This is a genomic window from Phytoactinopolyspora halotolerans (genome assembly GCF_010550675.1).
GTDB classification, from domain to species: Bacteria; Actinomycetota; Actinomycetes; order Jiangellales; family Jiangellaceae; genus Phytoactinopolyspora; species Phytoactinopolyspora halotolerans.
Genome location: NZ_JAAGOA010000010.1, coordinates 63,222 through 77,388 on the forward strand (window position 1 = coordinate 63,222; position 14,167 = coordinate 77,388).

The following is a 14,167-nucleotide window of genomic DNA, read 5'->3' on the forward strand; positions in this document are numbered from 1 at the left end:
GGCCGCGATGAGTCCATTCACCCCGACCCGCCGGACCGTCCTCACCGCGAGCCTGGCGACAGCTGCCGGAGCCGGTCTCGACCTGCATGCGCCGGGCGTCGCCTCCGGCCAGGCCGCTGCCGCCCGCGGCGGCCCGGTCCACACCTCGAGCCCGGACGACGGCACGCAGCCCGCCGTCGGCTACGCGAAGAAACGGCTGCTGATCGACGGCGCACCCGCCCTGGTGCTGGCCGGCGAGATCCACTACTTCCGGCTCGAACGGGACGACTGGCAGTCCCGCCTCGACCAGGCGAAGGCCGCCGGACTCGATACGATCGCGACATATGTCCCGTGGCTCTGGCACGAACTCCCGGACGGCACCATCGACGTCGCCGGCGAGACGAAGCCGGAGCGCGACCTGGGCGCATTCATCGACCTCTGCATGGACAACGGCTTCCATGTCATCCCGCGCCCCGGCCCGTTCATCATGGCCGAGACCAAGAACAACGGCATCCCGCATCGGGTCTATGCGGACCATCCGGACGCCGTGCCGACCGGCTGGGACGGCGGCGAGACGGCGGCACCCACCCTCGACTACCTTGCCCCGTCGTTCCTGGCCGAGGCGGAACGCTGGTACACGGCGGTCATGCCGGTGATCGCCGACCGGCTGCACCGTCCCGGACGGCCCGGCGTCATCGCCGTCCAGCTGGACAACGAGATCGGGATGATCTCCTGGGTCGCCAACGCGCCGGACTTCACCGAGCACCTGCTGGCGGAGTTCAACGCCTGGCTGGACGATGAGTACGGCGACGACCTCGCCGACCGTTACCCGTTCGCCGACGGCTCGCGGGAGGAGCGCGACGAGGCGATCCAGTCCCCCGACGACTCCTACGCCGCCGCGCTCATGCACGACCTGGGCCGCTACACCCGGGGAAGGTTCGCGCGCTATGCCGCCGAGCTCCGCTCCTACGCCGAAGCGTCCGGGGTGACCGGGGTCCCCTTCATCATCAACATCCACGGCACCTCGGGTGGGCGTGGCGAGCGGTACCCGATCGGCGTCAGCCAGTTGATGCAGACCTATTCCGGGGTCGACGGGATGATCTCCGGCGTCGACATGTACCTGGGCGAACTGGACCAGCGCAACGCGCCGGATCTCTATCTGATCAACGCCTTCACCGACGCCACCAACGACGACGATCAGCCGCTGACCTGCCTGGAGTTCGACGCCGGACACGGCGACTACGGGCAGGCGCTGGAGGTGGCGTTCGACCCGTCGGCGCCGGACCTCAAGACCCGCATGTGCGTCGCCCAGGGGACCCGGCTGATCAATTACTACCTGTTCTCCGGCGGGTTCAATCCGCCGCTGGACGAGCCGGTCGGCGACGGCAACGAGCGGATCGGCACCACCGGCGAACGGCACGGCTTCAACGCCCCGGTCACGCCCGAAGGCGAGCGCAATCTCAGTTTCGAACCGACCCGCACGGCGGTCGCGGCGGTGAGTGCGCTGCGCGACACGTTGGCGGTGATGCGCCCGGAGCACGACCCGGTGACGCTCGGATTCGTTCCCGACCATTACCTGACCCAGTACCCGGCGCCCGGCCGCGACCAGGCACAACAGGTGGTGCGGGATGTGGAGGGCTGGCGCGGAGCCGGACCACGCGGAGGGTCGCTGGCCAGGGCGATGCTGTTCGCCAACGTCCGCTTCGACAGCGTCGACCTGCAGGCGGCCGACCTGGATCCACACGAGCGGCCGGTGCTGGCCCTGGCCGGTGCCGAGCATCTCGGCACCGAAGTGCAGGAGCGGCTGGTGCGTTACGTCGAGGCCGGCGGCTCGCTGCTGCTCGCCGGGAAGCTGCCGGTGACGGACATGGCGGCACGGGAGAGCACGGTGCTGGCCGATGCCCTCGGCTTGAAGGTCACCGACACGATCACCGGGGCTCCCGGTTTCTACCCGTCGGTCACCGCCCACGAATGGGCGGAACCGCTGCCCGAGACGAGATGCGGCCGGGCGCAGTTGTTCGACGCCGGCGGGTCGGCGACCGTGTTCCTCCGCGAGGTGAGCACCGGCGGCGCGTGCGGTGTCGACGTGCCGCTGGGCGACGGCCGAGCGGTGGTGATCGCTTCCGACTACATCGTCGACCTGACGTTCTGGCGACGGGTCTTCGACGCGGTCGGCATCCGACGCGGCATCACCCACACCGCCACCACACCCGGTGTCTTCCTGCTCTCCGCCGCCGACGACGACGGTGGCCGGCTGCTGCACGCGTTCAACACCTCCACGTACGACGACACGTTCACCGCCGAAGAGGACGGCGAACCGCTGTTCGGCGGCCACGAGCTGCATCTGCCCGGGCAGAGCGCGCTGATGCTACCCGTCGGCCTCACGCTCGGTGGCCTGACGATCGACTACGCCACCGCGGAGCCCGTCGAGGTCGGCGACCGCCAGATCCGGTTCCGTTCCTTGGGCGGCGAGGCGACCGTCGTCGTACGCGGCAACGCCACCGCCCGGGGCGCAGAGGTGACCCGGACCGGGCGGGGCGATGAACGACGCACCCGGATCCGCACGGAGTGCCGCGAGTTCACCGTCCGCGCCGCGTAGTTCGCCATCCACATCCCGATGCCGCGGAGGTTGACGCCGGGACTCTCGCCGGGACGCGCGCTCGGCAGAGGGCCTAGGCGTCGTCACGCTCCTGCTCTTCAGCGAGCCGCATGAGCTTCTCACGGCGGGAGGTGAGCGCAGGAAGGTCGATGGTGGTGGGCCAGGGCCGGTCGGTGGTGAAGATGTCCGTCGTGTAGTGCGTACGGTAGGCGTACTGCCGGGTCCGATCGTCGAGGACGAGCTCCGCCAGCGCGATGGTCGGTGAGTCGTCCTCCGGGACCACGATCCAGTATGACGGGCACCCGCGCGGGCGTAGAGCGCGCGTTTGGTCTCGGTATCCCGCAGCCGCGGCTCGTTGTGATCGTCGACCGTCGTCGACTGGTCACTGCCGACCACGCACGCGCCACCTGGGTTCGACTCTTCAAGCGTGTTCGCGATCCATCGCGCGATCAGGTTGTGGTCGATGGTGGCGGAGGGGGACACGATGATGCTCCCGTCGATCAGCTCGTAGCGCGGCCCGTCTTCGGGCAGCGCATGCAGATCGGCCACCGTGTACCCGCCGTGACCAGGGTCACGACTCAACAGCTGAGCCGCACTCATGGCGTCTCTCCCTCTGTCCATCGTCCCGGTCACAAGGACCAGGTTACGCGAGCGGTACGCACAGTACGCAGTTACCGAACCGGCAATGAGCACTTTAGCTGTTCTTGCTTGTGCTTGAAGTCGATTTCGCTCGTAGCGAGTATTGTCATTGCGTATGCGTGATTTTGCCGTCGAGCACGCCGGGAGCAAACTGGGCAGGGTGACTGGTACCTTCGATGACGTGGGCGTACGTGTAGAGAAGACGGACCTCCCCGGCATCGGTGTGCGGCACGAGGTGAGCACCGACTCCGGGCAGCGCATCGGCGTCGTCGCGCACCACGACGGCCGGCGCGACCTGGTGTACTTCGACCCTGAAGACCCGGACTCCTGCAAGGCCTCGGTGCCGCTGACCGACGACGAGGCGGAGGCGCTGGCCGACATCCTCGGGACGTCGATCATGCTCAGCCAGCTCGCCGACATCCGCCAGCACGCCGACGGACTGCTCACCGAGCAGCTCTCGATCCCGGCCGACTCCCCGTATGCGGGTCATCCGCTCGGGGACACCCAGGCCAGGACGCGCACCGGGGTATCGATCGTCGCTGTGCTTCGCGGCAACCAGGCGGTGCCCTCACCCGGCCCTGACTACGTGCTCAGCGCCGGAGATGTCGTCGTTGCGGTCGGTACCAGGCGAGGCCTCGACCAACTCGGCCGGCTCATTTCCGCCGACGCGGCCTGAGGCGGGAGCGGCCCGTCGTGCACGAGACCACGATGTTGCTCATCGAGGTCGGCGCTCTGCTGTTCGCGTTGAGCATGCTCGCCCGGGTGGCGCGGCGCATCGGTCTCTCCCCGATCCCGTTGTACCTGCTCACCGGCCTCGCGTTCGGCCACGGCGGCATCCTGCCATTGGACGCGAGCGAGGAGTTCTTCGAGGTCGGCGCCGAGATCGGTGTCATCCTCCTGCTGGCGATGCTCGGCCTGGAGTACACGGCGAGCGAGCTCATCACCGGCATCCGCAGGTCGGCCCGGTCCGGGGTCATCGATGCCCTGTTCAACGCGGTGCCGGGCGCGGCGTTCGCGCTGCTGCTCGGGTGGGGTCCGGTCGCGGCGGTGGCGCTCGCCGGGGTCACCTGGATCTCGTCCTCCGGTGTGATCGCGAAGCTCCTCAACGACCTGGGCCGGCTCGGAAACCGGGAGACGCCCGTCATCATCTCCATCCTGGTGATCGAGGACCTGGCGATGGCGTTCTATCTGCCCGTCCTGTCCACGTTGGTGATCGGCGCCGGGCTGGTCGAGGGCGCATTCACGCTGGTGATCGCCGTCGTCGCGGTGCTCGTGATCCTCTTCCTCGCGCTGCGGCACGGCCGGACCATCTCCCGCCTGTTCTCGCCCAAGGACGCGGAGTCGCTCCTGCTCGGTGTGCTCGGCCTGACCATGCTGGTCGCCGGCGTGGCCGACTCGGTCAACGTCTCAGCTGCCGTAGGCGCCTTCCTGGTGGGCATCGCCATCTCCGGGCAGGTCGCCCACCAGGCGACCGAGCTGCTCAGCCCGCTCCGCGACCTGTTCGCGGCGGCGTTCTTCGTCTTCTTCGGGCTGGCGACCGATCCGGCCGACGTCGGTCCGGTGCTGTTGCCGGCGCTCGCCCTGGTCATCGTCACCGCGGCCGCCAAGGTGGGCACGGGTTATCTGGCGGCGAAGCGGGCGGGCATCGGCGTTCCCGGTCGCTGGCGCACGGGGTTCAGCCTGACCCCTCGCGGGGAGTTCTCCATCGTGATCGCCAGCCTGGCGGTGGGTGCCGGGGTGGAGCCCCGGCTCGCGCCGCTCGCGACCGCCTACGTCCTGATCACGGTGGTGGTCGGACCGCTGCTGGCCCGCATCCCCGACTCCGACCGGTTCAAGGCCGCCGTCCGGCGACGCACCGGACCGACGGTCCGCGCTCAGCCCGGCACAGTGGGAGCCACCGGACGCTGAGTTCGCCCCCGAACTCGGTACCATGGCCACCAGACATCGGATGATTCAAGGAGCGAGCGTGAGCAACCTGGCGGGTATGGCGGCGATCGTGACCGGTGGCGCCTCCGGAATTGGCCTGGCCACAGCGGAGCGGTTGAGTGAAGGCGGAGCTCGGGTCGCAGCCCTGGACCTGAACCCCGGTGCAGTCAAGGATCCGATGACAGGCATCTACTGCGACGTGGCCGACCGCGCATCCGTCCGCAGCGCCGTCGTCCAGGCGGCCGATGCCCTCGGCGGCATCGACATCGTGGTGAACAACGCCGGCATCGGCGCCGTCGGCACCGTCGAGGACAACGACGACGACGAGTGGGCCCGGGTGCTGGACATCAACGTCACCGGCATGGCCCGCGTCACCGCCGCCGCGCTGCCACATCTGCGCCGTTCCGCGCGCGCCGCCGTGGTCAACACCTGTTCCATCGCGGCCACCGCCGGCCTGCCGCAGCGAGCGCTGTATTCCGCGTCGAAGGGTGCGGTACTCGCGCTCACCCGGGCGATGGCGGCCGACCACGTCTCCGACGGCATCCGCGTCAACTGTGTGAACCCGGGAACCGTCGACACGCCGTGGGTCGGCCGGCTGCTCGACCAGGCCGACGACCCGCAGGCCGAACGCGCCGCGCTCAACGCGCGCCAGCCCATGGGGCGACTGGTGAGCGCCGAGGAGGTCGCCGAGGCGATCGCCTATCTGGTCTCGCCCGCGGCCGGCTCCACCACCGGCACGAGTCTGGCCGTCGACGGCGGGATGCAGGAGTTGCGGCTTCGCCGGTAACGCCTGCCTCGCTCGGTACGGCGACGGCTACGTGCGCCAGAGCAGCAGCAGCGCCCGGTCATCGTTCTCGGACGACGCCACGGCGTCGATGAGCCGATGGGCGCCGTTCCGGAATCCCCGAGTGACCAGGCGCTCCGCCTCGCCCTGCAGCTTGTCGATACCGTCGCTCAGATCCCGCCGGGGCGCCTCGACCAAGCCATCGGTGTAGAGCATCAGCGCGTCGTTCGGGCGGAGCAGCCCCACAACGGGTTCGTAGTGCTCCTTCTCGAAGACCCCGAGCAGGCTGCCGCTGGCGTCGATACTGGTCCACCGTCCGGAGCCGGCCTGGTAGTGGATCGCCGGGGGATGACCCGCCGATCTGATCTCGAACCGGCCGGAGGTGAGGTCGACGACCGCGTGCACCGCCGTGGCGAACCCCTCCGACCACCCCTGGCGCAGTAGGTAGGCGTTGGCCGCCGGCAGGAACTCGGCGGGCGGTAACGATCCCAACAGCCCGCCGAACGCCCCCGAGAGCAGCAGCGCCCGGGTGCCGGCGCCATGTCCCTTGCCGGAGACATCCACCAGCGCGACCTCAAGGATGAAGCCCTCGGACGAGCGTGCGGCGACGAAGAAGTCACCGGAGAACTGTGACCGCCCGGCCGAACGGTGCACCATCTCCACTTCCCAGCCGGGCGGTAGCGATGGCAGCTTGCCGTGGGCGGTCAGCCGATCCCGGAGATCGACCAGCATCGACTCACCTGTGGTCCCGGTGACGCCGAGCCGGGCCCGCGATCGGGCCAGCGCCAGCGACACTGCGGCGGCGATCAGTACCGCGATGGTGGCACCGACGTACTCGCCGGTCATGTCTCCGGCGAACCCGGCCGCAAGCAGGAACACCCCGGTGACCGCCACGATCCAGCGCAGCTGGTCGAAGCTGAGGAACACACCACCCAGGAGGACGGGAAGCACCAGCAGGCTCGCCGGGAAGGATCCGGCCCAGATGACGGTGGCACAGCCGAGCGGGATGGTGACCCCGAGCAACGCTGCCAGCAGCACGCTTTCATGCGCGAGCAGCCCGTTGACGGTACGCAGCCCGCGCCGCAGCAGCACGGCCGAGTTGAGCCGTGCGTGGTCTGCCGGCATGGACTTCACACTATGTGACACTAACCGTATTCGTGCAGGTGTAGAACCTACTTCTCGATAATCGGCCACCCGGCGGACACGGAAGCGGCACGGTCGGTGGATCTGGCCGATTGCGACCACGTACCGTCTTGGCTATGGGGAGCCGAGACAAACGTGAGGAACAACGCCTCGACCAGGTGGATCGACGATCGCAGGTCAGCATCTCTCGATCGATGCGGGCGCGCGACGTCTCCCGGCCGGACGCCGAGCAGCTGGCCGAGGCGTTGCAGAAACTCGAGTCCAGCGGCCCTCAGCGGTTCCGACCAGTGGACACGGGGCGGCCGAAGAACGACCGGCCGGCGCCTGCGGATCCGGCCGAACCCGGCGACTCGGCTAACGTTGCCCCGACGGCTGCGGGGCCCCGGGAAGGGGCGGAAGCTCCCCCGTCGCCTCATAGCGACTGAGCATGCCGATCCGGCCGGTGTGCCGTTCTTCCTGCGAGTACGGCGTCGCCAGGAACGCCGTCACGAACCGGGCCACCTCGTCGAACGAGTGCATGCGAGCGCCGATCGCCACCACCTGAGCGTCGTTGTGCTCACGGGCCAGCCGCGCCGTCTCCTCCGACCAGGCCAGCGCCGCCCGGATGCCGCGGACCTTGTTCGCGGCGATCTGCTCACCGTTGCCCGAACCGCCGAGCACCACGCCGAGGCTGTCCGGCTCGGCCGCCACGGCTTCGGCCGCCCGCAGGCAGAACACCGGATAGTCGTCGGCGGCGTCGTAGACGAACGGACCGTGATCGACGACCTCGTGTCCCGCCTCCCGGAGGACCTCGACGAGCTGGTTCTTGGTCTCGAAGCCGGCATGATCAGTACCCACGTGGACGCGCATACGCACACCCTAGAGCACGCACCCGCAGTGTCCTGCACGGTGTGGCCCGGGACGCACGGGCCGGCGGGACGCGTCGCTCAGTCGAAGATCGGCTCCCGGGTCCGCGTCCGCTTGAGCTCGAAGAAGCCGTCGTAGGACGCGAGCGCGTTCACGCCGTCCCAGATCCGGCCGGCCTCCTCGCCCTTCGGCGCCGGGGAGACCACCGGGCCGAAGAAGGCGTACCCGGCCACCGCGATGACCGGCGTACCGACCTCCATCCCCACCTGGTCCATCCCGGCGTGGTGGCTGGCCTTCAGCGCGTCGTCGTAATCATCGGTATCGGCGTACCCGGCGAGCGCGGCGGGCAGCCCGACCTCGTCCAGCGATTCCCGGATGACCTCCGGCATGTCCTTGTTGCCGTGCAGGTGGATCCGGGTACCCATGGCGTCGTAGAGCGGTTTGACGTACTCCTGCCCATGCCGTTCCCGCGCGGCCGTGATGACCCGGACCGGGCCCCAGCTCTTCGCCAGCATCGCGGCGTAGTCGGCGGGCAGATCCCGGCCCTGGTTCAGGTACGACAGCGACATGACGTGCCAGGACACCTGGATGGGCCGGACCTTCTCCACCTCGAGGATCCAGCGAGACGTCATCCACGCCCACGGACAGCGTGGATCGAACCAGAAGTCCACCGCCTGTTTGCCCGTGGCGTCCGCCGTCGCGCCGGCCGTCTCGACTACCGTCATTGCACTCTCCCGGGTGTCGCTCCACATGTCCGACCGCGCACTCCCTCCGAGCACAACGGTCACAATGATCCACAACCTCACATCGGCCAGTCAGATTCCCTGTTACCCGCTCTTCTGCCAGGATCGACATCATGCCTGGTACGAATCTCACCCGCGACGAGGCCCGAGCCAGGGCGGAGACCATCCACAGCTCGTCCATCGACTACCACGTGGCGCTGGACCTCACCACCGACGACGCCACCTTCTCCTCGACCACAACCGTCCGGTTCCAGGCCGAGCAAGGCGCGACGACGTGGCTGGACCTGATCGCGCCTGCCGTCACCGAGGTGACGTTCAACGGCAACGCCCTGGATCACGAGCGCGTATTCGCCGACTCTCGGATCACACTGCCCGAGCTAGCCGCGGAGAACGAGGTGAAGGTGGTCGCCGACGCCGCGTACATGCGTACCGGCGAAGGACTGCACCGCTTCGTCGACCCGGTCGACGATGAGACGTATCTGTACACGCAGTTCGAGGTGGCCGACGCCCGGCGCGTGTTCGCCTGCTTCGACCAGCCGGACCTGAAGGGCACCTTCACGTTCGTGCTCGACGTCCCGGAGCACTGGACGATCGTCTCCAACGCACCTGCGGCTCGCGTCGACGCCCTGCGCGAGGGCGTGCGGCGGTGGACGTTCGAGAAGACCCCGCTGCTCTCGCCCTACGTCACCGCGATCGTGGCGGGCCCGTACCACGAGGTCCGCTCCGAGTTCGACGGCCGCAACGGCTCGATACCGCTCGGCCTGTTCTGCCGGCGGTCGCTGGCGGAACACCTGGACGCCGATGAGTTGTTCGATGTGACCAGGCGCGGATTCGCCTTCTTCGAAGACGTCTTCGGCTTGCCGTACCCGTTCGCCAAGTACGACCAGCTCTTCGTACCCGAGTTCAACGCAGGCGCGATGGAGAACGCCGGTGCGGTGACCATCCGGGACGAGTACGTCTTCCGCAGCCGGGTCACCGACGCGGCCTACGAGCGCCGCGCGGAGACTATCCTGCACGAGCTGGCGCACATGTGGTTCGGCGATCTGGTGACCATGAGGTGGTGGGACGATCTGTGGCTGAACGAGTCGTTCGCCACCTGGGCCAGTGTCCTCGCACAGAGCGAGAGCACGCGGTGGACCGAAGCCTGGACGACGTTCGCGGTCACCGAGAAGCTGTGGGCGCTCCGCCAGGATCAGCTGCCCTCGACGCACCCGATCTCCGCCGACATCCGAGATCTGGAAGACGTGGAGGTCAACTTCGACGGCATCACCTACGCCAAGGGCGCCAGCGCCCTCAAGCAGGTCGTCGCCTGGGTGGGAAGAGATCAGTTCGTCGCGGGTGTGCGGGCCTACTTCACCGAGCACGCGTGGGGGAACACGTCGCTTTCCGACCTGTTCACTCATCTGGAACACACCAGCGGCCGGGACCTGTCCGAGTGGGGACGGCAGTGGCTGCAGACGGCCGGCGTGAACACGCTGCGCCCGATCGTCTCGGTGGACGACGACGGCGCGTACAGCTCCGTCGTCGTCGAGCAGACCGCCGCGCCGGACCACCCGGTGCTGCGTCCGCATCGGGTGGCGATCGGCCTGTACGACTCCGAAGACGACGGTACGCTCAGCCGACGACACCGGGTCGAGCTGGACGTGGCTGGAGAACGCACCGAGATCGGTGAGCTCACCGGAGAGCGCCAGGCGGACCTGCTGCTGGTCAACGACGACGACCTCACCTTCGCCAAGATCCGGCTGGACGAACGTTCCCGGCAGGCCGTGCTGCGTTCGATCGCCACCCTGCCACCGCTGCCCCGCGCGCTGTGCTGGACGGCGGCCACCGACATGTTGCGCGACGCCGAGCTACCGGCTCGCGAATATGTCGAGCTGGTGCTGGGCGGCATCGAACACGAAAGCGTCATCTCCGTCGTGCAGCACGTCCTGAACTCGGCGCGGACGGCCATCGTCCTCTACGCCGATCCGGGAGACCGCATCCGGTTGTCCGCCCGCTGGGTCACCGGGCTACGCGAGCTGGCGGGCAAGGCCGAGCCGGGCAGCGACGCGCAGCTGGCGCTGGCACGCGCATGGGCGACCTCGGTGGCCAGCAATGAGCATGCCACCGAGCTCCGGGCGCTGCTGAACGGATCGGACGACGTCCTGCCCGGCCTCACCGTCGACACGGAACTCCGCTGGCACCTGCTGCAGCGATTGGTGATCATCGGGTGGGCCGGTGACGAGGACATCGACGCCGAGCTGGAACGCGACCCCACGGCAGCCGGTGAACGACACGCCGCCTACGCGCGTGCCGCCCGACCGACCGAGCAGGCCAAAATGGACGCCTGGGCGAGCGCGGTCGAATCGGACGAGTTGCCCAACGCCCTGCTCACCGCCACGGTGCAGGGGTTCGCGCAGCCGGAACAGCGGATACTGCTGCAACCGTACGTCGGGCAGTACCTCAACTCGATCGCGCGGGCGTGGGCGGAACGCACCCACGACTCCGCACAGACGATCATTCAGGGCCTGTTCCCGCGGGTGCTCGCCGACGCCACGACCGCGTCACGGGTCCGGGAGTGGTTGGAGACGGCCGAGATTCCGGACGCGGCCCGGCGACTCGTCGTCGAAGGGCTCGCCGACCTGGAGCGGGCACTGCGCGCACAGGCATGTGATCGCGAAGCGGCGGGGTAGGACGTGGTGGTGACCGTGAGGTTTCCGTTGCATGCGGGTTGAGGGGAGGAATTCCGCCCTCGCCCGCGGCCAGATCGTCGCGGAGCTCCTCACAGGCCGACGCCCGCGCCTACCCTGGCCGGAATTCCTCCCCTCAACCCTCGCGTCATCGGTTTGGTCGGTCTCGCCTCGCCCAACCTTCGTTCCCTCAACCCTCGCGTCATCGGTTTGGTCGGTCTCGCCTCGCCCAACCTTCGTTCCCTCAACCCTCGCGTCATCGGTTTGGTCGGTCTCGCCTCGCCTCGGCTTCGGACGGGGATCTCATTCGGCGGTGACGGTGATGGTGTGGAACCCGGTGGCGCCGTCTGGGGCGGGCGGGGCCTCGTCGCCGGTCTGGATCTCGCCGTCGGCCGTCGTCGCACGGACCTGGAGAGTGTGTTCGCCAGGGGTGGCGTCCCAGCTGAAGACCCACTGCCGCCAGGTGTCGTCGGTGGGGACGTGGCCGAGGTCGGCGAGTGTCCAATCGCCGTCGTCCACGCGGACCTCGACAGCCTCGACGCCGCGGTGCTGCGCCCACGCGGTGCCCGCGACGGTGACCTGACCGGCGGCGACGGTGGCGCTCGAGTCTGGGACGTCGATCCGGGAGGAGACCTTGATGGGGCCTCGTTCGGACCAGCCGCGGGTGGTCCAGTACGCCTGGAACCGGTCGAACCGGGTCACCTCGAGCTCCACCACCCATTTGGTGGCGCTGACATAACCGTAGAGGCCAGGCACCACCATGCGGACCGGGAACCCGTGGTCGACGGGGAGCGGCTCGCCGTTCATCCCGACGGCGAAGAGCGCATCGCGGCCGTCGGTCAGCGCGTCCAGCGGGGTTCCGCAGGTCCAGCCGTCATGCGAGGTGGATTTCACGGCGTCGGCGTCCGGTAGCGGGCGGGCAAGGGCCAGCACGTCGGCGACCGGGACACCGGTCCACAGCGCGTTGCCGATGAGGTCGCCGCCGACTGGGTTGGAGACGCAGGCGAGCGTCACCCACGCGTCGACCAGGCCCATCTCGACCAGCTCGTCGAAGGTGAGCTCGACCTCCCGTTCCACCATGCCGTGGATCCGGAGCGTCCAGTCGTCCGGGTGCACGTGGGGTTTACTGAACGCGGTGTCGATCAGGTAGAAGTCGTCGTTGGGCGTGCGCCACGGTTGGGCGCCGGATACGTCCAGGTCGGCTTCGGGCGGCACGTCGGCTGCGGGCAGGTCGAGGTCGACGGTGAGCTCGTCCCTGGAGGCTTCGACCCCGGAGCGTTCCCGGCCCAGCCACCGGCCGATGCCTCCGGCGGCGACCGCGAGCGCCGCCAGGCCGCCGGCGCTGCGCAGGAACGTCCGTCGCGCGGTGCCGACGGTGGAGGCGGCGGTGGGCATCATGCGTACCGGTTCCCTACCGGGCCAGACGCTGTCGTCGGCGGTGGTCGTCGTCGGCACGCTCGGTTCGGCGGTTTCGGACGGCTCGGCCGCGGCCCTTTCGCCGCGACGGGCCAGCCAGGTGAGCGTCGGGAGCGATACCGCGGCGGCAGCGATCGGCAGGAGGTGGCTCGTCTCCGCGTCCCGGCGGGACCAGACGATCACGGCGGCGGTAGCAAGCAATAGCCCGGCGGCGATCAGACCCGCCGGACGGTTCCGGACCGCCAGCACGCCGATGGCGGCTCCGGCCACCGCGAGCACGGCCAGCATGCCGATCCCGAGCACCAGCTTGTCCGCGGTACCGAACCACGAGATCGCCAGCTCCGCCAGCCAACCCGGCGTGATCTCGATGAACCAGTCGCCGACCGCGCGGAGCGGGGACGCGTCCGGGTTCCCCATGATCCCGGCCATCAACTCGGCGGCACCGAGCCCGACGGCCAGCGCCACCAGACCTGCCAGGGCAGCACGCGCCCGTTCGATAGTCACACCACGATCATCCGCCGAAATCGCCGCCGACCACACCCGTGGGCCGTTCTCGTCACCAGCTCTTAAGGTTTCAGCCCTGCCGCGACCCGAGACGGCGGGCGGTTCCGGACGGCCGGCCGGCGGCGACGCGTCGCCGCTGACGGCGCTACGTCTCGCTGACCCGTTGCTCGATGCCGACGTAGTGGGCGTCCACGGCGGCGCGCGCCCGTTCCGGATCCCCGGTGAGGACCGCGTCGAGGATGTCGGCGTGAGCTTGGTACGTCTGCATCGGGCTCCGCCCGCCCGTCGTCGGCGCCGCGTGATGGAACGCAAGCCAGAACAGGTCGAACAGCTGCAAAAGCATCTCGTTGCCCAGATCGGCGAAGAGCAGCCGGTGGAACTGCCGATCTTGATCGGGGAACGGTTCGCCCTGCTCGGCCAGTTGGCGCATGTCGCCCAGGGTGGTCCGCATCGCCTCGATGCTCTCCGGACGCAACGCCCGCATCGCGTCGGCGATCAGCCCGGACTCCAGGGCCTTGCGCAGCGCCACCAGCTCACTCAGCGCCCGCCGGCCGTGCATCAAGCCGTATGGGAGGTTGTCCAGCAGCGGGGCGAACGAGAAATCCCGCACGTAGACGCCGCTGCCGCGCCGGGTCTCCAGAACCCCCATCGACTCCAGCGCCTTGACCGCCTCTCGCACCGAGTTCCGGCTGACCCCGAACAGCCGGGCCAGCTCCGACTCAGGCTTGAGCGGATCGCCAGGGGCCAGGCGCTGCTTGATGATGTAGCGCCTGATCTCCTCCTGCACGGTCTTGTGCAGCGGCGGCATGCTGTCCAAGCGCCGAAACTCCGGCTCCACGTTGCCTCCCGGCGGTTGCCCTGCGTGCTGGTGAACTCTCTTGACAGTCGGCGGGTCCCATCTTACGGTGACAAATCTGTA

General features: G+C 69.1%; 11 protein-coding genes and 1 pseudogene. 5 read left to right on the forward strand and 7 right to left on the reverse strand.

What is annotated here, in order from left to right:
• Positions 1 to 7: 7 nt before the first annotated feature.
• Entirely contained in the window at positions 8 to 2,578 is a 2,571-nt protein-coding gene (locus G1H10_RS15380; protein ID WP_163739328.1) for a beta-galactosidase, read from the forward strand.
• A gap of 73 nt (positions 2,579 to 2,651) precedes the next feature.
• Here G1H10_RS15380 and G1H10_RS32145 read toward each other — a convergent pair whose 3' ends face one another.
• Positions 2,652 to 2,861, reverse strand: coding sequence for a hypothetical protein (locus G1H10_RS32145; RefSeq protein ID WP_174264381.1), 210 nt, complete (start codon positions 2,859 to 2,861; stop codon positions 2,652 to 2,654).
• Positions 2,862 to 2,944: 83 nt separating this feature from the next.
• A pseudogene (locus G1H10_RS35045) lies at positions 2,945 to 3,478 on the reverse strand (Uma2 family endonuclease); the annotation flags it as partial.
• Here G1H10_RS35045 and G1H10_RS34555 point away from each other — a divergent pair.
• The 3 genes from G1H10_RS34555 to G1H10_RS15400 all read left to right on the forward strand — a co-directional run bounded on the left by G1H10_RS34555 (position 3,399) and on the right by G1H10_RS15400 (position 5,930).
• Entirely contained in the window at positions 3,399 to 3,893 is a 495-nt protein-coding gene (locus G1H10_RS34555; RefSeq protein ID WP_163739332.1) for a cation:proton antiporter regulatory subunit, read from the forward strand. The pseudogene G1H10_RS35045 and the gene G1H10_RS34555 sit on opposite strands and share 80 nt — an antisense overlap.
• Before the next feature lie 17 nt (positions 3,894 to 3,910).
• Positions 3,911 to 5,125 (forward strand): cation:proton antiporter, encoded by a 1,215-nt coding sequence (locus G1H10_RS15395; protein ID WP_163739334.1) that lies wholly within the window; start codon positions 3,911 to 3,913, stop codon positions 5,123 to 5,125.
• Between the two features lie 76 nt (positions 5,126 to 5,201).
• Complete coding sequence (locus G1H10_RS15400) at positions 5,202 to 5,930, forward strand: SDR family NAD(P)-dependent oxidoreductase (RefSeq protein WP_174264396.1); 729 nt, start codon at positions 5,202 to 5,204, stop codon at positions 5,928 to 5,930.
• 27 nt (positions 5,931 to 5,957) lie between these two features.
• On the opposite strand, the gene G1H10_RS15405 is transcribed toward G1H10_RS15400, so the two are convergent.
• The 3 genes from G1H10_RS15405 to G1H10_RS15415 form a co-directional block, all read right to left on the reverse strand.
• The gene (locus G1H10_RS15405; RefSeq protein ID WP_163739337.1) at positions 5,958 to 7,052 is read right to left on the reverse strand and encodes a PP2C family protein-serine/threonine phosphatase; all 1,095 of its coding nucleotides are present in this window, start codon (positions 7,050 to 7,052) and stop codon (positions 5,958 to 5,960) included.
• Between the two features lie 372 nt (positions 7,053 to 7,424).
• Positions 7,425 to 7,919: a ribose-5-phosphate isomerase gene (locus G1H10_RS15410; RefSeq protein ID WP_163739339.1), complete on the reverse strand. Its 495-nt coding sequence runs from the start codon at positions 7,917 to 7,919 to the stop codon at positions 7,425 to 7,427.
• A gap of 77 nt (positions 7,920 to 7,996) precedes the next feature.
• On the reverse strand, positions 7,997 to 8,641 hold the full coding sequence (locus G1H10_RS15415; RefSeq protein ID WP_163739341.1) for a mycothiol-dependent nitroreductase Rv2466c family protein: 645 nt from the start codon (positions 8,639 to 8,641) through the stop codon (positions 7,997 to 7,999).
• 131 nt (positions 8,642 to 8,772) lie between these two features.
• Between G1H10_RS15415 and pepN the strand changes: the two genes are divergently transcribed.
• Positions 8,773 to 11,331, forward strand: coding sequence for an aminopeptidase N (pepN, locus tag G1H10_RS15420; protein WP_163739343.1), 2,559 nt, complete (start codon positions 8,773 to 8,775; stop codon positions 11,329 to 11,331).
• Positions 11,332 to 11,631: 300 nt separating this feature from the next.
• On the opposite strand, the gene G1H10_RS33030 is transcribed toward pepN, so the two are convergent.
• Positions 11,632 to 13,248 (reverse strand): molybdopterin-dependent oxidoreductase, encoded by a 1,617-nt coding sequence (locus G1H10_RS33030; protein WP_216853293.1) that lies wholly within the window; start codon positions 13,246 to 13,248, stop codon positions 11,632 to 11,634.
• A gap of 145 nt (positions 13,249 to 13,393) precedes the next feature.
• A complete protein-coding gene (locus G1H10_RS15430) occupies positions 13,394 to 14,086 on the reverse strand; it encodes a FadR/GntR family transcriptional regulator (protein WP_216853294.1) in 693 nt (230 codons plus the stop codon).
• Positions 14,087 to 14,167: the final 81 nt, after the last annotated feature.

What these genes read in the sequence shown, in the direction of transcription:
- G1H10_RS15380 (WP_163739328.1), top strand. Translation starts at nt 8, where the DNA reads ATGAGTCCATTCACCCCGACCCGCCGGACCGTCCTCACCGCGAGCCTG.
- G1H10_RS15400 (WP_174264396.1), top strand. Translation starts at nt 5,202, where the DNA reads ATGGCGGCGATCGTGACCGGTGGCGCCTCCGGAATTGGCCTGGCCACA.
- G1H10_RS15405 (WP_163739337.1), bottom strand. Translation starts at nt 7,052, where the DNA reads ATGCCGGCAGACCACGCACGGCTCAACTCGGCCGTGCTGCTGCGGCGC.
- G1H10_RS15410 (WP_163739339.1), bottom strand. Translation starts at nt 7,919, where the DNA reads ATGCGCGTCCACGTGGGTACTGATCATGCCGGCTTCGAGACCAAGAAC.
- G1H10_RS15415 (WP_163739341.1), bottom strand. Translation starts at nt 8,641, where the DNA reads ATGACGGTAGTCGAGACGGCCGGCGCGACGGCGGACGCCACGGGCAAA.
- pepN (WP_163739343.1), top strand. Translation starts at nt 8,773, where the DNA reads ATGCCTGGTACGAATCTCACCCGCGACGAGGCCCGAGCCAGGGCGGAG.